General features: G+C 73.6%; 19 protein-coding genes, 1 tRNA gene and 1 pseudogene. 12 read left to right on the top strand and 9 right to left on the bottom strand.

The window, feature by feature from the left end; translation table 11 throughout:
• The 5 genes from ACFYOS_RS17570 to ACFYOS_RS17550 are packed head-to-tail and all read right to left on the bottom strand — an operon-like array spanning position 1 to position 4,058.
• On the bottom strand, positions 1-1,365 hold the full coding sequence (locus tag ACFYOS_RS17570; protein ID WP_387142097.1) for a sensor histidine kinase: 1,365 nt from the start codon (positions 1,363-1,365) through the stop codon (positions 1-3).
• Positions 1,362-2,375 carry a SpoIIE family protein phosphatase gene (locus ACFYOS_RS17565; RefSeq protein WP_387142094.1) on the bottom strand — a complete coding sequence of 338 codons (1,014 nt, stop codon included), beginning with the start codon at positions 2,373-2,375 and terminating at the stop codon, positions 1,362-1,364. Before ACFYOS_RS17565 ends, ACFYOS_RS17570 begins: the two co-directional genes overlap by 4 nt.
• The gene (locus tag ACFYOS_RS17560) at positions 2,372-2,791 is read right to left on the bottom strand and encodes an ATP-binding protein (RefSeq protein WP_387142092.1); all 420 of its coding nucleotides are present in this window, start codon (positions 2,789-2,791) and stop codon (positions 2,372-2,374) included. Before ACFYOS_RS17560 ends, ACFYOS_RS17565 begins: the two co-directional genes overlap by 4 nt.
• Positions 2,788-3,198, bottom strand: coding sequence for an STAS domain-containing protein (locus ACFYOS_RS17555; RefSeq protein ID WP_387142089.1), 411 nt, complete (start codon positions 3,196-3,198; stop codon positions 2,788-2,790). Before ACFYOS_RS17555 ends, ACFYOS_RS17560 begins: the two co-directional genes overlap by 4 nt.
• Positions 3,198-4,058, bottom strand: a complete 861-nt coding sequence (locus tag ACFYOS_RS17550) for an STAS domain-containing protein (protein ID WP_387142086.1) — start codon at positions 4,056-4,058, stop codon at positions 3,198-3,200. The genes ACFYOS_RS17555 and ACFYOS_RS17550 overlap by 1 nt, the downstream gene beginning before the upstream one ends.
• 162 nt (positions 4,059-4,220) lie before the next feature.
• Between ACFYOS_RS17550 and ACFYOS_RS17545 the strand changes: the two genes are divergently transcribed.
• Positions 4,221-4,577 carry an STAS domain-containing protein gene (locus ACFYOS_RS17545; protein ID WP_387142083.1) on the top strand — a complete coding sequence of 119 codons (357 nt, stop codon included), beginning with the start codon at positions 4,221-4,223 and terminating at the stop codon, positions 4,575-4,577.
• 9 nt (positions 4,578-4,586) lie between these two features.
• Here ACFYOS_RS17545 and ACFYOS_RS17540 read toward each other — a convergent pair whose 3' ends face one another.
• Positions 4,587-5,822: an MFS transporter gene (locus ACFYOS_RS17540; RefSeq protein WP_387142444.1), complete on the bottom strand. Its 1,236-nt coding sequence runs from the start codon at positions 5,820-5,822 to the stop codon at positions 4,587-4,589.
• 124 nt (positions 5,823-5,946) lie between these two features.
• On the opposite strand from ACFYOS_RS17540, the gene ACFYOS_RS17535 reads away from it, so the two are divergent.
• The 4 genes from ACFYOS_RS17535 to ACFYOS_RS17520 all read left to right on the top strand — a co-directional run bounded on the left by ACFYOS_RS17535 (position 5,947) and on the right by ACFYOS_RS17520 (position 7,880).
• The gene (locus ACFYOS_RS17535; RefSeq protein ID WP_387142080.1) at positions 5,947-6,630 is read left to right on the top strand and encodes a FadR/GntR family transcriptional regulator; all 684 of its coding nucleotides are present in this window, start codon (positions 5,947-5,949) and stop codon (positions 6,628-6,630) included.
• A gap of 40 nt (positions 6,631-6,670) precedes the next feature.
• Positions 6,671-7,147 carry a large conductance mechanosensitive channel protein MscL gene (mscL, locus tag ACFYOS_RS17530; protein WP_387142077.1) on the top strand — a complete coding sequence of 159 codons (477 nt, stop codon included), beginning with the start codon at positions 6,671-6,673 and terminating at the stop codon, positions 7,145-7,147.
• A gap of 80 nt (positions 7,148-7,227) precedes the next feature.
• Positions 7,228-7,476: a hypothetical protein gene (locus ACFYOS_RS17525; protein WP_302769705.1), complete on the top strand. Its 249-nt coding sequence runs from the start codon at positions 7,228-7,230 to the stop codon at positions 7,474-7,476.
• 29 nt (positions 7,477-7,505) lie between these two features.
• The gene (locus ACFYOS_RS17520) at positions 7,506-7,880 is read left to right on the top strand and encodes a hypothetical protein (protein ID WP_387142074.1); all 375 of its coding nucleotides are present in this window, start codon (positions 7,506-7,508) and stop codon (positions 7,878-7,880) included.
• Here ACFYOS_RS17520 and ACFYOS_RS17515 read toward each other — a convergent pair.
• Positions 7,793-9,073, bottom strand: coding sequence for a benzoate/H(+) symporter BenE family transporter (locus ACFYOS_RS17515; protein WP_387142071.1), 1,281 nt, complete (start codon positions 9,071-9,073; stop codon positions 7,793-7,795). The two genes, ACFYOS_RS17520 and ACFYOS_RS17515, sit on opposite strands and share 88 nt — an antisense overlap.
• Before the next feature lie 58 nt (positions 9,074-9,131).
• On the opposite strand from ACFYOS_RS17515, the gene ACFYOS_RS17510 reads away from it, so the two are divergent.
• The 5 genes and pseudogenes from ACFYOS_RS17510 (at position 9,132) to ACFYOS_RS17490 (ending at position 13,820) form a co-directional block, all read left to right on the top strand.
• Entirely contained in the window at positions 9,132-9,680 is a 549-nt protein-coding gene (locus ACFYOS_RS17510; protein WP_387142068.1) for a helix-turn-helix domain-containing protein, read from the top strand.
• A 98-nt stretch (positions 9,681-9,778) separates the two neighbouring features.
• Positions 9,779-10,498 (top strand): PP2C family protein-serine/threonine phosphatase, encoded by a 720-nt coding sequence (locus ACFYOS_RS17505; protein ID WP_387142065.1) that lies wholly within the window; start codon positions 9,779-9,781, stop codon positions 10,496-10,498.
• A 50-nt stretch (positions 10,499-10,548) separates the two neighbouring features.
• Positions 10,549-11,748, top strand: coding sequence for an enhanced intracellular survival protein Eis (gene eis, locus ACFYOS_RS17500; protein ID WP_387142062.1), 1,200 nt, complete (start codon positions 10,549-10,551; stop codon positions 11,746-11,748).
• A gap of 39 nt (positions 11,749-11,787) precedes the next feature.
• Positions 11,788-12,537 (top strand): ZIP family metal transporter, encoded by a 750-nt coding sequence (locus tag ACFYOS_RS17495; RefSeq protein WP_387142059.1) that lies wholly within the window; start codon positions 11,788-11,790, stop codon positions 12,535-12,537.
• 109 nt (positions 12,538-12,646) lie between these two features.
• Positions 12,647-13,820 (top strand): annotated as a pseudogene (locus ACFYOS_RS17490) (hypothetical protein).
• Positions 13,821-13,823: 3 nt separating this feature from the next.
• Here ACFYOS_RS17490 and ACFYOS_RS17485 read toward each other — a convergent pair.
• Positions 13,824-14,906 carry an NAD-dependent epimerase/dehydratase family protein gene (locus tag ACFYOS_RS17485; RefSeq protein ID WP_387142056.1) on the bottom strand — a complete coding sequence of 361 codons (1,083 nt, stop codon included), beginning with the start codon at positions 14,904-14,906 and terminating at the stop codon, positions 13,824-13,826.
• Positions 14,907-14,950: 44 nt separating this feature from the next.
• On the bottom strand, positions 14,951-15,250 hold the full coding sequence (locus ACFYOS_RS17480) for a hypothetical protein (RefSeq protein ID WP_387142053.1): 300 nt from the start codon (positions 15,248-15,250) through the stop codon (positions 14,951-14,953).
• Between the two features lie 110 nt (positions 15,251-15,360).
• Between ACFYOS_RS17480 and ACFYOS_RS17475 the strand changes: the two genes are divergently transcribed.
• Positions 15,361-15,432, top strand: a tRNA-Lys gene (locus tag ACFYOS_RS17475).
• A 133-nt stretch (positions 15,433-15,565) separates the two neighbouring features.
• Complete coding sequence (locus tag ACFYOS_RS17470) at positions 15,566-16,576, top strand: hypothetical protein (RefSeq protein WP_387142050.1); 1,011 nt, start codon at positions 15,566-15,568, stop codon at positions 16,574-16,576.
• The last annotated feature ends 216 nt before the right edge of the window (positions 16,577-16,792 follow it).

Genomic DNA, 16,792 nt, shown 5'->3' with positions numbered 1-16,792 from the left:
TCACGCTCCGCCCACCGGGAGGGCGACCGTGAAGGTGCTGCCCCGGCCCGGCTCGCTGGACAGCTCCAGCGTCCCGCCGAGCAGCGCCACCAGCCGCCGCGCGTACGGCAGGCCGAGGCCCGTGCCACCGGCCCGGGTCACCCCGGGCACCTGGTAGAACTCCTCGAAGATCCGTTCGTGCAGCTCGGGTGGGATGCCGACGCCGGTGTCGGTGACCGACAGCAACCACCTGTCGTCGCGGCGTTCCGCCCGCAGCCGGACCTCGCCCCGCTCGGTGAACTTCAGGCCGTTGTGCAGCAGGTTGCGCAGCACCTGGGCCAGCAGCACCTCGTCGGAGCGGACCGTGGCCGGGGCCGGCGGCTCCTCCACCACCAGCTCCACCTCGGACCGGGTGGCCAGCGCCCGCAGGGTGCCGCGCAGCTGCCCGAAGAGCCCCCGCAGGTCGACCTCGGCCCAGTCCGGCTCGATCCGGCCCGACTCGGCCTTGGCCAGGTCGAGCAGCTCGTTGACCAGGGTGAGCAGGTCGGTCGCGGAGGACCGGATCAGTCCCACCTGCCGGGCCTGCTCGGCGGTGAGCGGGTCGGAGGCGGAGTCGGCGAGCAGCCGACCCAGCCCGATGATCGCGGTGACCGGGGCCCGCAGCTCGTGGCTGACGTTGGCCAGGAACCGGCTCTTCGACTCGCTGGCCACCCGGAGCTGGACGGACTTCTCGTCCAGTTCTGCGTAGAGGGCCACCACGCCACGGTTGGTCGCCTCGAGCTCCTCGGTGAGCTGGTTGTAGAGCGCCATCACGCCCCGGTTGGTCTCCTGGAGCTCCGAGTTGAGCACCTCCAGCTCGTCGCGGTGGCTGCGTACCTCGTCCAGGGCGGCGATGAGCTGGGCGTTCTGCGCAGCCAACTCGTCCAGGGCGGTGCCGGGAGCGCTGCTGGCCAGCTCCGCGCGGAGTTCGGCGAGGCGCTCCGGGGTCAGCGCCTGGGCATGGGCCGGGACACGTCGGGACATCCTCACGACCGTATCGCCCTGGTCCGGCACCACGCCCAGCATGTCCACCAGCCGCGCCACGGCGCCGGACTGCGGCTCGTACCGGCCGTCGGGCAGCGGGTGCACCGGAGCGAGGTCCACCCGGAGCACGGGCCGGCCGGTCGGGGCGTCGACGTCGAGCGCGAAGGTGACGTCGGCGCCGTCGACCGTGCGCAGCAGGTCCCGGGCCACCTCGCTGAGCGCGGTGGCGAGGCGTACCTGGTCCTGGTGCTCCAGCCCGACGCCGGCGGCGACCTCCCGCCCGCGCTGCCGGACCAGGAAGATGTCCTGCTCCACCCGCAGTGCCATCTGCAGCAGCGGTTCCGGCGGGCGGGGGCCGGTCATGGCTCCGCCCGCGCGACCAGGACGCAGGCGTCGTCGCGGCGGGTCCCGGCGTCCCGGAGCAGGGTCCCCGCAGCCACCAGAGGCGAGCGCCCGGCGAGGCCGGGGTAGTCGGCGAGGTCCCAGCGGTCGACCACACCGTCACTGTGCATGACCAGCGCCGCTCCCGGTGGGAACGGGTAGTCGTACTCCCGCACGGCGGGGCGCTGGTGGCCGGCGATGCCGGGGAGCGAGACCAGGCCCCGCCGCCGTTCGCCCGTCGCCACGACCATGGCTGCGATGTTGCCCAGGCCGGCGTACCGGAGCAAGCCCGACGCGGCGTCCAGTTCGGCGACGGCCAGGGCGGCCCCTCTGGTGTGCGAGATGCTGCGGTGCAGGTGCTGCACCACGCCGGCCGGCGGCCCGGCCGGCGCGGCCCGGAACGCGGCGATCGCCGCGCCGCTGGCGGCGGCGGCCAGCGGCCCGTGCCCGAGACCGTCGCAGACCAGCACCTGCCGCCGGCCGTCGACGACCCGGACCGCGTACCCGTCGCCGCTGACCTGCTCCCCGGTGATCGGCCGGGTCAGCCCGGCGGCCCAGTCCGGCCCCGGCGGCGGCCCGTCCCAGACCTGGACGGCCAGCACGGTGCCCCGCCCGGGCAGTGAGTACCCGTCGAACCAGCTCGCCTGCCGGACGATCGCGCCGAGGCCGATGCCGAGGGTGCCGGTGGTGGAGTGCCCGTCCACGGAGGAGAGGGCGAGGTCGGCCATGCCGGGGCCGGCGTCCAGCGCCACCAGCTCCACGCCGGCCCGCCCGGCCCGCCGTACCGGCCGGAGCAACAGCGCGCCCTCCTGGGCGTGCTTGACCAGATTGCTGATCAACTCGGCGCTGACGATGGCCAGGTCGGCGACCCGTTGCTCGCTGAGCTCCAACTGCCGCCCGAGGCGCTCGGCCGCCCGCCGTACGCCGCTGGCCCCGCCACCGCTCTCGACCCGGAACCAGAGGCCGTGGTCCGCAACCACGTCGGCGTTCATCGGGACCACTTGGTGACGGTGATCCGGGTGCCCGCACCGACAGCGGTCCAGATGTCGAACTCGTCGACCAGCCGGCGCGCGCCGCTCAGCCCGAGGCCGAGCCCGCCGCCGGTGGTGTAGCCGTCGGTGAGCGCCAGGTCGATGTCGGGGATGCCGGGGCCCTGGTCGACGAAGACGATCCGCACCCCACGCCGGCGACCGTCCTCCACCGTGGTCACCTCGGCGGTGCCCCCGCCGCCGTAGATCAGCGTGTTCCGGGCCAGCTCGCTGGCGGCGGTGACCAGCTTGGTCTGATCGACCAGCGAGAGCTTGGCCGCGACCGCCGTGGTCCGCACCAGCTGTCGCACCCGGACCACGTCCTCGTCGCTGCGGATCGCCCGGGTCGCCGGCACACCCAGGTCGACACCCGCGGTCATGACGTGGCCGTCGTCTCGGTGTCCTCGGCGCCGTCCGCCTCGTCCCACTCGTCGGCCCGGGCCGTCGCGATCAGCTCCATGCCGCGTTCCACGTTCAGTGCGGTACGGATGCCGTTGAGCGACAGGCCCAGCTCGACCAGGGTGATGGCGACGGCGGGACGCATCCCGACCACCACGGTCTCGGCGTCCAGCACCTTGGAGATGGACGCGATGGTGGAGAGCATCCGGCCGACGAAGGAGTCGACGATGTCCAGCGCCGTGATGTCGATGATCACGCCGTGGGAGCCGGTGTCGACAATCCGCTCGGCCAGGTCCTCCTGGAGTTGGATCGCCGTCTGGTCGGACATGTCGACCTGGATGGAGACCAGCAGGATGTCGCCGATCTTGAGGATCGGGACCCGCTCCATCAGGCCTCCCGGCGCGGGCGGCGGGAGGTGGTCTCGACGCCGGTCAGCCGTAGCACGTGGCGCAGCGCGTCGGCGAGGCTCGCCTTGGTGGCGATGTCACCGAACTCGATGCCGAGGGCGACGATCGTCTGAGCGATCTGCGGCCGGATGCCGGAGATGATGCAGTCGGCACCCATCAGCCGGGCGGCCACCACGGTCTTGAGGATGTGCTGGGCGACCTGGGTGTCCACCGCCGGTACGCCGGTGATGTCGATGATCGCGTACGGCGAGCCGGTGTCGACCAGGCTCTGCAGCAGCCGCTCCATGACCACCTGGGCGCGGGCCGAGTCGAGGGTGCCGACCAGCGGGACGGCGACCACGCCCTCCCACAGCTTCACCACCGGGGTGGAGAGCTCCAGGAGCTGCTCCGCCTGGTCGGCGATCAGGCTCTCCCGGGTGCGGACGTAGCTCTCGAAGGTGAACAGGCCCATCTGGTCGAGCAGCGAGGTGAAGGCCAGGAAGTCGCGGAGGGTCTGCGCGTCCTGGGTCTCCTCCATCAGTTCCAGCAGCGCGTCCTTGAGGGCGAAGACGCTGATCGCGGTCTCGGTGGCGGTGAAGCTCTGCTGGGCCCGGGCCCGGGACAGCTCGGCCAGGACGGCGCGCAACTCGCCGCCGCGCTCGCCGGCCAGGTCGGTGAGCCCGCTCTCCAAGGCGTCGATCATGGTACGGTGCATCTCGCGCACCTGCCGGGCCAGTTCCGCCTGGCTGAGCCGGCCGCGTAGCGTGGCGGCGACGATCTCCGTCCAGCGCTCGGTCAACCGGTCGGCGTTCTCATTCAGCAGGCGGGCGAGCCGACCACTCGATTCGGCGTTCAACGCCATTGGTGACCTCCCTGAACTCTGGACGGGCGGACTCTATCACCGGAGGTCACCGAACTACTTGCCGCGCGGCAACGGCATGATCGACGGCACCCGGGGCCGCTCCCGTTCTGCGTACTACCCGCTTCGTGGGTTACCGTTCCACCGAACACAGGAGGTCGGCGAATGTCCCTGACGGTGCACACGGAACAGCGCGGCGACGTGGTCGTCGTGTCGGTCGCAGGCGAGCTGGACATGGCGACGGCACCGCAGCTGCAGGACCAGATCACGGATCTGCTGGACAAGGGCCGCAACCGCCTCGTCTTCGACCTGGCCGAGGTGTCGTTCTGCGACTCCACCGGGCTGTCGGTCTTCGTCCGGGCCAAGAACAGCTGCGACGAGGCCGGCGGGGTGGTCCGGCTGGCCGCTCCGCAGCGCGGCGTGCTCCGCATCCTCGAGGTCAGCGGCCTGGTCGAGGTGCTGCACACCTACCCGACGGTGGAGCAGGCAGTCGCGGGCGACCCGACGCCGACCTCCTCTTGACCTCCTCCCTCAGCGCTCGTCCTCGATGTAGCGAGGGCGGGCGATCACCATGCCTGCCATCGTCTGCATGGCGAGCGCCGCCAGCAGGAAGCCGATCGGCGCGGTCCAGCCCCCGGTCGCCTCGTAGAGGATGCCGACCAGCAGCGGGCCGAGCGCCGCGATGACGTACCCCGTGCTCTGCGCGAAGGCCGACAGCGCCACCGTGCCCTCGGCGGTCCGGGCGCGCAGCCCGATGGTGGTCAGGATCAGCGGGAACGCGCCCTGGCCGACGGCGAGCAGCAGCACCCAGAGCGGCGCCGGGCCGTGCGGCGCGAGGGCCAGGCCGACGTAGGAGGCCGCGGAGAAGGCGGTCAGCGCGAGCACCAGCGGCCGCAGAGTGCGCAGCCGGCCGGCCAGGGTCGGCATGATCAGCGCCACCGGCACGCCGAGCGCGGTCACCCCGGCGAGCAGCAGCCCGGCGGTCTCGGGCGCGTAGCCGGCGTCCCGGAAGAGCTGAGCCAGCCAGCCCATGATCGCGTACCCGCTGAGCGACTGCGCTCCGAAGTACACCGCCATGGCCCAGCCGAGCCGGGTCCGCCCGGGGCGGACCCGCGCCGGGATCCCGGCCGCCGTCGGGGTCGCCGTCCGCCGGGCCGCGCGCGCCCGCAGCGCCAGCGGCACCCACGGGAGTACGGCCAGCGCGGCCATCCCGGCCCAGACGCCGAGCCCGGCACGCCAGGACCCGAAGGCGTGCGCCACCGGCACCGCCGAGGCGGCGGCTACCGTCGTGCCCGTGGTCAGGACCATCGTGTACGCCCCGGTCACCAGCCCGGTGCGGTGCGGGAAGTGCTGCTTGACCAGCATCGGCAGCAGGATGTTCGCCACCGCGATGCCGGCGAGGGCGAGCGCGCTGGTGAGCACGAAGACCGCCGCCGAGTCGGTGACCACCCGGAGCACCTGCCCGACGGTGAGGGCCAGCATGGCCAGCACCAGCACCCGGGCCGCCGGCCAGCGGCGGACCAGCCACGGGGTGAGCGCGCCGAGCCCGGCGAAGGCGATAGTGGGCAGCGTGGTGACCAGGCCGGCCATGGTTCCGGACAGGCCCAGGCCGCCGCGCACCTCGTCGAGCAGCGCGCCGAGGCTGGTCACCGCGGCCCGGAGGTTGAGCGCGACCAGCAACATCCCGACCAGCACGAGCAGGCCGCCCCGGGCCGGGGTGACCGGGTGCGGGGGCGCGACCGCCTCCGGCGCCGGTCCGGGCGTCACGTCGGTGGTCGGCGCGTCGGTGACGGTGGTCCGCTCGGCGGCGGGGGCCTCGGTGCAGGCGGCTGGCGGGGTCATGACCTCCAACCTACAATCATGGGATGAATTTTGGCAGGAGTTGTAACCGGTGACACGCACCCCTGATGAGATCGCCGTGCCCCCGCGCGGCCACCGGGTACGCCAGACGACCGAGCAGCTCCGGGCCCGGATCCTGGGCGGCGAGTGGCCGGTGGGCACCCGGATCCCGACCGAGCCGCAACTGGTCGCCGCGCTCGGTGTAGGGCGGAACACGGTCCGCGAGGCGGTCCGCGCGCTGGTGCACGCCGGGGTGCTGGAACCCCGTCAGGGCTCCGGGACGTACGTGGTGTCCACCGACGAGTTGGCCCCGGTGGTGGCCCGCCGGCTCACCGACGACCGGATGACCGAGGTGATCGAGGTCCGGCGCGCCTTCGAGGTGGAGGCGGCCCGACTCGCCGCGCTGCGGCGTACCCCGGCCGACCTGGCGGCGCTCGACGGCGCGCTCGCCGCCCGGGAGGCCGCCTGGCGCTCCGGCCGGGTGGACGAGTTCGTCGAGGCGGACGCCGCCCTGCACACCGCCGTGGTGGCCGCCGCGCACAACGCCATGCTGGCCGAGCTGTACGCCTCCGTCGGCGCCGCCATGCGCAGCACCGTCGCCCAGTCCATGGGCGAAGCCCTGGTGCCCGAGCGGTACGTCGACCACGGCCGGCTCGTGGCCGCGATCCGGGACGGCGATCCGGCGCGCGCCGCGACGGAGGCTGGTGCGTTTCTGGAGCCGCACTCCAAGGCATAGGTTGTCCCGGACGCAGAATCGGACAGCACGGGAGTGCGGGATGCTCAAGGGCTTCAAAGACTTCATCATGCGCGGAAACGTCGTCGACCTGGCGGTCGGTGTCGTCATCGGTGCCGCGTTCACCGGCGTGGTCACCCAGCTGACCAAGTCGTTCCTGGAACCGCTGGTCCGGGTATTCATCCTGCTGATCACCGGCAGCGACAAGGGCATCAGCGGGACCACGCCGATGTTCCGCGGCACGATTCCGTTCGACTGGGTGGCCTTCGTCAACGCGGTGATCACCTTCCTGCTCACCGCGGCGGCGCTCTACTTCCTGGTCGTCTACCCGATGAACCGGCTCGCCGAGCGGCGGCGGCGCGGTGAGGAGCCGCCGCCGAAGGCCCCGAGCGAGGAGATCAAGCTGCTCACCGACATCCGGGACGCCCTGCTCGCGGGCAGCCAGTCGATCCCGGCGCGGCAGCGGGGCGCGCTGGACGACGTGCTGGGCCGCCACCAGGAGCCGCCGGCCGGGCGCTGACCCACCCGCCGCACACCGGCCCCCACGGAATTTCCGTGGGGGCCGACTTGTGTCGTACACATGTTCGATAGAGTCCGGCCATGGAACAGCGCAGGCACTGGTGGAACGGGAAATGGGGGCGGCTCGCCCGGCGGGACGTCTTCCTCCGGGTGGACGGCGACCGCTGGCACGTCGAGCAGCGCGCCGGCGGCGCCGAGGGGGTCTCCCAGTTCTACGAGTACGCCAGCGTTGACGAGGCGGAGGAGACGGTTCGGGCGCTGCTGGAGGGGACGGACAGCTGGCGCGAGCTCTCGCCCCGCCCGCCGAGCGGCTGGACCCCACCCGTTTAGCGCGGGGGCGGTCCGGGAACCGCGCCTGCATGAGCCAGCGCGGTACGCAGCAGGAGGCCGTCTCCCGGGTCACCACCGGCATGCGGGTGATCGACTCGACCGGGGTCGAGGTGGGCACGGTGGATCTCGTCCAGCGCGGCGACCCGACCGCGGTGACCGTGCAGGCGCCCGCCCCGGTGGACCCGGGGAGCAGCCTGGACGAGCTGATCGAGTCGGCGGCGGTCGAGGAGCCGGACGTCCCCGCCGACCTGGCGGCCCGGCTGCTGCGCAGCGGCTACCTGAAGGTCTCCACCCAGCTGGCCCGGAGTGGTGCCGTCTACGTGCTGGCCGACCGGATCGCCGCCGTCACCGACGAGGGGGTACGCCTCGACGTCCCCGCCGCGGAGCTGCCCGAGGAGGAGTGACCGCAGTGCGGCTCCGCTTCCGGCTCGGCCGCCACGGGCGGGGTCGGGCGGCGACGCCGGAAGAGCAGGAGCATCAGCCAGCCGGCGACGAGGCCCCAGAACGCGCCGCCCACGCCGAGCAGGCTCACCCCGGAGGCGGTGACCACGAAGGTGACGACCGCCGCCTCGCGGGCGTCCGGCTCGGCGACGGCCGCCGAGACCGCGCCGGCCAGCGCGCCGAGCAGCGCGAGCCCGGCCACCGCCTCGACCAGGATCGGCGGGGAGAGCAGCACCAGGGTGGTCGCCACGCCGGCCCCGAGCCCGAGCAGCGCCATGCCGATCCCGGCGGTGACCGAGGCGATCCAGCGCCGGTCCGGGTCGGGGTGGGCGTCCGGGCCGGCGGCCAGGGCGGCGGTGATCGCGGCCAGGTTCACCGCGTGCCCGCCGGCCGGCGCGCCGAGCACGGTGGCGAGCCCGGTGACCCGGAGGGCGGAGCCGAGCGGGGCCCGGTAGCCGTAGCCGGCGAGGACGGCCGTGCCGGGCACGTTCTGCGCGGCCATCGTGACCAGGAAGAGCGGCAACGCCAGGCCGACCACCGCGGGCACGGTCCAGGTCGGCGTGGTCAGCGCGACGCTCGGGGCGAGGTGGGTCAGGACCGGCCCGGACGCGGTCAGCGCGATGGCCACCGCGGCCACGGCCAGCGCGCCGGGCACGGCCCAGCGGCGGGCGAACCGGTGCAGCAACAGCCAGGCGAGCACCACCGGCCCGGCCAGCCGGGGCACCTCGACCAGCGCCCGGACGGGCGCGGTGCAGAGCGGCAGCAGCACCCCGGCGAGCATGGCGCTGGCGACCGGACCGGGGATCGCGGCGACCGCGCGGCCGAGCGCCGGGACCAGTCCGGCAGCGGCGATCAGCACCCCGGTGAGCAGGAACGCGCCGACGGCCGCCGGCCAGCCGCCGGGCACCGGACCGGTGGCCACCAGGAGCGCGGCGCCCGGGGTGGACCAGGCGATGGCCAGCGGCATCCGGTGCCGCAGCCCGAGCCAGACGGCGCAGCATCCGGTGGCGACGCAGAGCGCGAGCAGGCCGGAGGCGGCCTGCGCCTCGCCGGCGCCGACCGCGCGCAGCCCGGCGAGGACGACCGTGAACGAGCTGGCGAAGCCGACCAGCGCGGTGACCACGCCGGCCAGCACGGGTTGCAGTCGCCCCGCCATGTCACCCTCCATCCGCCGTTCCGTTTACGGAACAGCACGGTGTAGGACGATAGCCCGCATGGCAGCTGCCCCACCAGCCGGCGACCACACTGCGGAAGAGGTCGGCCGGCGGATCCGCGCCCTCCGCGAGCAGCGGGGGATGTCCCTCTCCACGCTGGCCCGGCTGGCCGGCGTCGGGAAGGCCACCCTGTCCGGGCTGGAGAACGGCACCCGCAACCCGACCCTGGAGACCCTGTACGCGGTCACCGCGCAGCTCGGCGTACCGCTCACCGCCGTGCTCTCCGGGCCGGCCGAGACGCCGACCGTACGCGGGGCCGCGGTGGGCGCCACCCTGCTGGAGGTCTTCTCCGACACCGACGCGACGTACGAGCTGTACCGGATGCGGGTCAGCCCCGGCCCGCCGCAGCTCTCCCCCGCGCACCAGGCCGGGGTCACCGAGCACGTCACCGTCTTCTCCGGCGTGCTGCGCGCCGGGCCGGTGGACGCCCTGCTGACCGCCGGCCCCGGAGAGTACCTGCGCTGGACCTCCGACGTGCCGCACAGCTACGCCGCCGTCAGCGACGAACCGGTCCGGGCGAGCCTGCTCCTGCGCTACCCGCGCGGCTGAGCACGATGGACGGCGGGTGACGGAAACGTGCGGATCTTTCCTCGGGCATACCCGGTGTGTAGAGACGGGACCGGGGTCTTCTTGGCAAGCTTGACCCCATGACGCTCATCCTCCGCTCGGCCATCCTCAACGACGTCGGCCTCGTCCGGACCAACAACGAGGACTCCGCCCTCGCCGGTGACCGCCTGGTGGCGGTGGCCGACGGCATGGGCGGCCTCCCCGCCGGCGAGGTGGCCAGCGAGATCGTCATCCGGATCCTGGACGAGCTGACCCCGCCGACCGTCCCCGACGAGGCCGCCGACGCGCTGCGCGCCGTGGTGAGCACCGCCAACCAGCGCATCCGGGCCGCCGTCACCGTCGACCCCGCCCGCGACGGCATGGGTACGACGCTGACCGCCGGCCTGCTCGCCGGTGAGACCCTGGTCCTGGCCCAGGTCGGCGACTCCCGCGGCTACCTGCTGCGCGACCACGAACTGACCCAGCTCACCCGGGACGACACCTTCGTCCAGGCGCTGGTCGACCAGGGGGCGCTCTCCCCCGACCAGGCCCGGCACCACCCGCAGCGCTCCCTGGTCACCCGGGCCGTGCAGGGCTCGGACGCGCCGCCGGCGATCGGGGCGCTCACCGTGCTCCCCGGCGACCGGCTGCTGCTGTGCAGCGACGGCCTCTCCGACTACGTGGAGGACCCCGCCATCGCCGCCGCGCTGGCCACCTACCCCGACCGGCAGCAGTGCGGCGAGCAGCTGGTGAAGCTCGCCCACCAGGCCGGCGCGCCGGACAACGTCACCGTCGTCGTCTCCGACGTCGCCGAGGCCTGAGCCGGCCGATTCCGGTTGCGCGGTCGGGCGCGCCGGGTTGGGATGGACGGATGCGCATTCGCCGGCTGGCCGCCGAGGAACGCCTGACCACCAGCTTCCCGCTTCAGGCGTACGCGTTCGAGGCGTCGCCGATGGCCGCGTCCCGGATCGAGGAGTTCCGCGAGTACCTGCCGTACAACGCGGGCAACCGGACGCTGGTCGTCGAGGAGGGCGGCACCACCACGGCCACCGCCTCGGCGATCCCGATGCGGCAGAACCTGCGTGGCGCGGTGCTGCCGATGGCCGGCGTGGCGGGGGTGGCGACCCACCCGCTGGCCCGCCGGCGCGGCCACGTCCGGAACCTGCTCCACCAGCTCCTCGACGAGATGCGGGAGGACGGGCACGCGCTGACCGCCCTCTACCCGTTCCGCGCCTCGTTCTACGAGCGCTTCGGATACGTCGGGCTGCCCCGGCGGCGCACCGCCGCCTTCTCCCCGGCGGACCTGGCCCCGCTGCTCCGGGCCGAGCTGCCCGGCGAGGTGGTCTGGGAGCGGGTCGGCGTCGGTTACGACACGTGGCGCGGGTACATCGAGCGCTGCCTGCACGAGCGGCACGGGTTCGCGCTCTTCCCGGACTTCCGGGCGATCGGGCAGCGCGACCGGGACGACCGCTGGTTGCTCACCGCCGTCCGCGACGGGGAGACGGTCGGCGCGGTCACCTACCGGATCGACGACCACGGCGGCGAGCTGATCGCCGACGACCTGCTGGTCTCCGATCCGTACGCCCGGGCGTCGCTGCTCCAGTTCTTCGCCCGGCACGTCGACCAGGTGGACCGGATCAGCGTCCGGCTCCCCGCCGACGAGCTGCCCGAGCTGTGGCTCACCGACCTGGCCGTGCACGTGGAGGCGCGGGTGTCCCGGCCCGGATCGCCCGCCCCGATGGCCCGGCTGCTGAGCCTGGACTCGCTCGCCGGCCTGCCGGCCGGGGCCGGCCGGGTCCGCGTCGAACTCGTCGGCGACCGGTGGCTCGCGGGCAGTCACCTGCTCGACGGCGCCACCGGCAAGCTGGAACTGCTGCCGGGTGACAGCGCCGCCGCGGGCAGCGTGCCGACCGCGACGCTCACCGCCGCCGGGCTCTCCGCCCTGGCGTACGGGGTGCTCGACCCGGCCGAGGTCGCCGTCCGGGGGTTCGGGGAGGTGCCAGCGGACGCGGTCGCCGAGCTGCGCCAGATCTTCCCGCGCGAGCTGCCGTACCTTTTCGCCGATTTCTGATCTCGATTCCGGTCGCGGTGCGGGGGTAGGGTCTCGCGCGTGCCGGAGTGGTTGGAAGCGGGTCTCTGGGGTCTGCTGGCCGGGTCCGCCCTGTTGATCGGGGCGGTCGCCGGATTCTTCGCGCGGGTGCCGCGCCGGGTCATCGCGTCGGTGATGGCGTTCGGTGCGGGCGTGCTGCTCTCCGCCGTCTCGTTCGAGCTGATCGCCGAGGCGCACGAGCAGGGCGGCCTGGCGCCGGTGACGATCGGGGCTGCGGTCGGGGCGCTCGCCTACACCGGGGCGAACGTCCTGCTGGCCCGGCGCGGTGCCCGGCATCGCAAGCGCTCCGGCGACGAGCAGCCGTCCGAACAGGAGCTGCCCGGCTCGGGTTCGGCCATCGCGGTCGGCGCGCTGCTGGACGGCGTACCGGAGTCGGTGGTGATCGGCGCGAGCCTGCTGGCCGGCGGCCCGGTCAGCCTGGTCACGGTGATCGCGGTCTTCCTCAGCAACGTGCCGGAGGGCCTGTCCAGCGCCGCCGGCATGCGCCAGGCCGGCCGCACCAGGCGCTACGTCTTCCTGCTGTGGACGGCGATCGCCCTGGTCAGCGGCGTTGCGGCGCTGGCCGGGTACGCGCTGCTCGGCGGGGCCCCGCCGGAGGTGCTGGCGACGATCACCGCGCTGGCCGCCGGCGCGATCCTCGCGATGATCACCGACACCATGGTCCCGGAGGCGTTCGAGGACGCCCACCTGCTGGTCGGCCTGATCACCGTCCTCGGCTTCCTGACCGCCTTCGCCCTCTCCCACGCCTAACCCCCGCCGGACATGAGGGCGATCCAACCGGGCGCGGCGCGGGCTTAGCGGAGGGTTAAGGATTCGGTGGCTGGTCGTGCGGAGTCGGGCGGGCTCCTAGCATCGGCGGGTGCGCCTGCAGCCTTCCGCCGCCCTGTGCGTCCTCGGTCTCGCCGTCGCCGCCCTGCCCGCCTGCGGTTCCGGCGAGTCCAGCGGCTCAGGTACCGCCGCACCGGTCGCGGCGACCGGCACCGCCGCCGGGCCCACCGCCAGCCCGACGGCCGACCCGACCGCGCGGACCGGTCTCGGCACGGCCCGGCCGAGCCCGTCGACGCCCGCTTTCCGGGCCGGCAATCCGGCCGGTCGCGCCGCCGTGCCGGCCGAGGCGCGCGCGGTGGACACCTCGCACCCGACCCGTACCGTCGGCACCGGCACCCCCGCGAGCTGCACCTCGGCGGCGGTGGTGAAGGCCGTGGCGGCCGGCGGGATCATCACCTTCGACTGCGGCCCGGCGCCGGTGACCATCCGGATGACGGCCACCGCGAAGGTGGTCAACTCGCACGGGCCGCGGATCGTGCTGGACGGCGGTGGCAAGGTCACCCTGAGCGGCGGCGGCGAACGCCGGATCCTCTACCCGGGCCCAGGGCTGGACCACCTCGCACTGCCAGAACCAGGACCATCCGCAGCTCACCGTGCAGAACCTGACGTTCGCCGACGGCGACTCCACCGGCGACCGGACCGAGGGCGGCGGGGGCGGTGCGATCTTCGTGCGGGGCGGCCGGTTCAAGGTGGTCAACTCCCGCTTCGTCGGCAACCGCTGCGATCGGACCGGGCCGGACCTGGGTGGCGCGGCGCTGCGCGTGCTCAGCCAGTACGAGAACAAGCCGGTGTACGTGGTCAACAGCACCTTCACCGGCGGGAACTGCGCCAACGGCGGGGCGACGAGCAGCATCGGGGTCTCCTGGACGGTGCTGAACAGCGTCTTCCGCGACAACCGGGCGGTCGGCAGCGGCGCGAACCCGGCCCGGTCCGGCACCCCCGGCGGGGGCAGCGGCGGCGCTATCTACTGCGACGGCAATGAATTCACCGTGCGGATCGCCGGCACGATCATCGAGGGGAACCGCGCCACCGAAGGCGGCGGCGCGATCTTCTTCGTCAGCAACAACCGCACCGGCACCCTGCGGATCGAGTCCTCCACCCTGCGCCGCAACCCCAGCCAGTCCTTCGAGACCAAGGGCTTCCCCGGCATCTTCTTCCTGGGCGCCCGCCCACCCACGGTCTCCTCCTCCACCCTGACCCGCTGACTGTCAGTAGGGGTTGGGGTGGCCGGGGAGGCGGGCCCTGAGAAGTGCGGCCGGGCGGCCGGGGAGGGTGGGGTCCGGGGACAGCGGCGGGGACAGGGTGCCCGCGCGGTGGGAGATGCCGGCGAAGAGGTCCCTCAGGGCGGAGACCGCGTCGACCTGCGGCGTCCAGCCGAGATCGGACTCGGCGCGGTCGCTGGACATCAGCGGGGCGTTCAGCGCCAGGTCGACCCAGCCGACGTCGACCGGTTGCAGCCGCGCGCGCCAGGTCAACGCCGCCGCCGCGCGCAGCACCGGCGTCGCCACCGGCACCGTCCAGCCGTGGAAGTGCCGGGCCACCAGCTCCGGGGTCAGCACCGGGTCCGCGGCGACGTTGAAAGCACCGCGCGCCTCGCCCAGAACCGCCCTCGCGTACGCGTCGGCCACGTCGTCGGCGTGCACCGCCTGCAGGCGCAGGCGACGGTTGGTGGGTACCAGCGGGATCCGGCCGTACCGGAGCAGCCGGACCGGGACCAGCGGCCCGAGGAAGTAGCGGCTGATCTCGGTGCCGGCGTCCCGCTGGAAGATCAGCCCCGGCCGCAGCCGGACCACCCGCAGCTCGGGGTGCTCCCGCTCGACCGTGTCGAGCAGCCCTTCCACCTCCGCCTTGTCCTGGCTGTACGACGATCCGGGCACCCCGGTCGCCGGCCACCACTCGCTGACCGGATGGTCCTTCGGCCCGGGTGCGTACGCCCCGACCGACGACGCGTACACCAGGGTCGGCACGCCGGCCCGGACGGCCGCGTCGAACACCGCACGGCTGCCCCCGACGTTGGTCCGGTACCGGGTCCGCCGGTCGTGGCTGGGCTGGATCTGCCAGGCCAGGTGCACCACCGCCCGCGCCCCGGCGAAGATCGCGGCCAGCCGCTCGGCCGTGTCCGGCGCCCCGACGTCGCAGGAGTGCCACTCCACCCCGTCGTACGGCTCACCCGCCCCCGGACCGGGCAGCCGCCGCGCCACCCCGACCAGCTCTGGCCCGGACTCCCGCCGCAGCCGGCGCAGCACCGCCGTACCCACGTTGCCGGTGGCCCCCACGATGACGATGCGCATGTCGCTGCGGTACCCGCTGAAGCGGACACCAACCCCCGGACCGGTCAGGGGCGGGGGTTGGTGCGTACCCAGCTCCTCTCCCCCTGCCGACGGCCCTGGGTGGCGGCCAGGCAGCGCGGGCAGACCCAACCCTCCGGGTCCGCCTCGGTGAGCACATCGGTGGCCGAGTAGTCGAACGGCACGTGCGGGAAGCGCCGCAGCCGGGTACGGCTCAGCGGCAGCCCGCAGACCGTCTGGTTCTGCCCCGGCAGCCAGGCGTGCACCTCACCACCGGGCCGGCGTGCCCCGTCGGCACCCGGCACCTCGCTCGACGCGGCCACTGCGGGCGTGCTGCTCAACCTCATGCCGGATCCGGTTCCCCGCCCTGGCGGTCCCATGCCGGGGCTTGTCGGAAGATCGACGGCGGGGGAAGCCGGAAGGCCCACACGGACGGGTTCCGGTAGCCTGGGCGGGCGGGCCGCTAGCTCAATGGCAGAGCTGTGGACTTTTAATCCATAGGTTCAGGGTTCGAGTCCCTGGCGGCCCACTCGTACGCCCAGGTCGAGTGCGCACCCACGCGCCGCGGTCAACGTGGCACCCTGCGCAATTCCGTGGAGCCTAACTGGGTGGCCCGATCGGGATGGGTCGGCGACCATAGCCGACATGGCAGGGGACCGGGCATGAGGTTGCCGCTTCAGGGCGGGCTGCCGCCGGTGGATGCGGTGACCGGCACAGTCGTCGAGATCGCCTGTGACGAGTCAGGGTTCTCCGGCACCAATCTGCTCGATCCGGCCACTCCGGTGATCACACACGCGAGTGTCGACCTGCGCGGCGCGGAGGCGGCCGGGCTGATCGCGACACTGCGGTCCGGTTTCCGGTTCTCGCCGAACGAGTTCAAGTCCCGGCAGTTCCTCCGCCGGCCCGAGGCGGGTGAGGTGCTGGAGTGGTTCCTGGCGGCGCTGCGCGGCCGGGCACACGTCCACCTGGTCGACAAGCAGTACTTCCTCGTCACCCGCATCGTCGACCTGCTGCTGACCGAGCCGTCGTACGCGGCCGGTACCCGCCTGACCCAGGAACACCGTTCGGCCGCCCTCGCCTTGTATCGGGCCAGACGCTCGGCCGGTTCCGATTGGGGGGTCTTCCTCGCGGCCTTCGTCGAGATGCTCCGGAGCAAGCGGCGAAACCGGCCGGATCACCGGACCGTGGAGCGGTTCTTCCAGGCACGGGATGCGCTGGTACGACACCGGCTGGGCGCGCAGGCCGAGGCTGTCCTCCACGGACTCAGCCGGACCCGGGTGGGCATCATCCTGGCCAGGCTGAGCGACGACGACCGGTCGATCCCGCCACCGCTGGAGCCGATGCTGCCGGCACTGGCCGAGACCGTCCTGTTCTGGAGCGGCGGGGGGCGGCGGGTGCTGGTGATCCACGACGAGCAGAGCGCCCTCACGGCCGACCGGTTGCGCCGCCTCCAGCAGGTACTGGCCGACAGCGCCGGACTGTCGCCGGCCGGGGGGTCGCCGCTGGCCGGGCTGGTGATGGTCGACTCCCGGGACGATCCGCGCGTCCAGGTCGCCGACCTGCTCGCCGGGGTGGCCCGGCGGTTGCCGGAGATCGTCGACGACGGCCCACTCCGGCCGTTGCTCTCCCCGACCTCACTGCGCGATCCGATCAGTGACGCCCTACCGACCTGACGGCCAAGCGGGGACAGGGCTACCGGAGCTCACCGAGTGGGCGGTGGATGGATCCGACTCCCACGCCGTACGCCCGGCCCGCCAGCGTCCGTTCGACGGCGACGGGCCGGGCGATCGACGCTAGCTTGATCTTTAACCTGTGCGGCGTGGCCTCGGGTTATTCGAAGTCTTCGTTTTCTTCGTGCCGCCTTTCGGCTTTGTGCTGGTGGTGGCGGT

Source organism: Micromonospora sp. NPDC005806 (assembly GCF_042871425.1).
Lineage (GTDB): Bacteria > Actinomycetota > Actinomycetes > Mycobacteriales > Micromonosporaceae > Micromonospora.
This window is presented reverse-complemented; position numbering and strand designations above follow the sequence as displayed.

Bases quoted from the DNA above. Each gene is read 5' to 3' on its own strand.
- ACFYOS_RS17480 (WP_387142053.1), bottom strand. From the start codon at position 15,250: ATGAGGTTGAGCAGCACGCCCGCAGTGGCCGCGTCGAGCGAGGTGCCG.
- ACFYOS_RS17470 (WP_387142050.1), top strand. From the start codon at position 15,566: ATGAGGTTGCCGCTTCAGGGCGGGCTGCCGCCGGTGGATGCGGTGACC.
- ACFYOS_RS17520 (WP_387142074.1), top strand. From the start codon at position 7,506: ATGAGCCAGCGCGGTACGCAGCAGGAGGCCGTCTCCCGGGTCACCACC.
- ACFYOS_RS17515 (WP_387142071.1), bottom strand. From the start codon at position 9,073: ATGGCGGGGCGACTGCAACCCGTGCTGGCCGGCGTGGTCACCGCGCTG.
- eis (WP_387142062.1), top strand. From the start codon at position 10,549: ATGCGCATTCGCCGGCTGGCCGCCGAGGAACGCCTGACCACCAGCTTC.
- ACFYOS_RS17545 (WP_387142083.1), top strand. From the start codon at position 4,221: ATGTCCCTGACGGTGCACACGGAACAGCGCGGCGACGTGGTCGTCGTG.
- ACFYOS_RS17485 (WP_387142056.1), bottom strand. From the start codon at position 14,906: ATGCGCATCGTCATCGTGGGGGCCACCGGCAACGTGGGTACGGCGGTG.
- ACFYOS_RS17525 (WP_302769705.1), top strand. From the start codon at position 7,228: ATGGAACAGCGCAGGCACTGGTGGAACGGGAAATGGGGGCGGCTCGCC.
- ACFYOS_RS17505 (WP_387142065.1), top strand. From the start codon at position 9,779: ATGACGCTCATCCTCCGCTCGGCCATCCTCAACGACGTCGGCCTCGTC.
- mscL (WP_387142077.1), top strand. From the start codon at position 6,671: ATGCTCAAGGGCTTCAAAGACTTCATCATGCGCGGAAACGTCGTCGAC.
- ACFYOS_RS17550 (WP_387142086.1), bottom strand. From the start codon at position 4,058: ATGGCGTTGAACGCCGAATCGAGTGGTCGGCTCGCCCGCCTGCTGAAT.
- ACFYOS_RS17565 (WP_387142094.1), bottom strand. From the start codon at position 2,375: ATGAACGCCGACGTGGTTGCGGACCACGGCCTCTGGTTCCGGGTCGAG.
- ACFYOS_RS17570 (WP_387142097.1), bottom strand. From the start codon at position 1,365: ATGACCGGCCCCCGCCCGCCGGAACCGCTGCTGCAGATGGCACTGCGG.
- ACFYOS_RS17555 (WP_387142089.1), bottom strand. From the start codon at position 3,198: ATGGAGCGGGTCCCGATCCTCAAGATCGGCGACATCCTGCTGGTCTCC.
- ACFYOS_RS17510 (WP_387142068.1), top strand. From the start codon at position 9,132: ATGGCAGCTGCCCCACCAGCCGGCGACCACACTGCGGAAGAGGTCGGC.
- ACFYOS_RS17560 (WP_387142092.1), bottom strand. From the start codon at position 2,791: ATGACCGCGGGTGTCGACCTGGGTGTGCCGGCGACCCGGGCGATCCGC.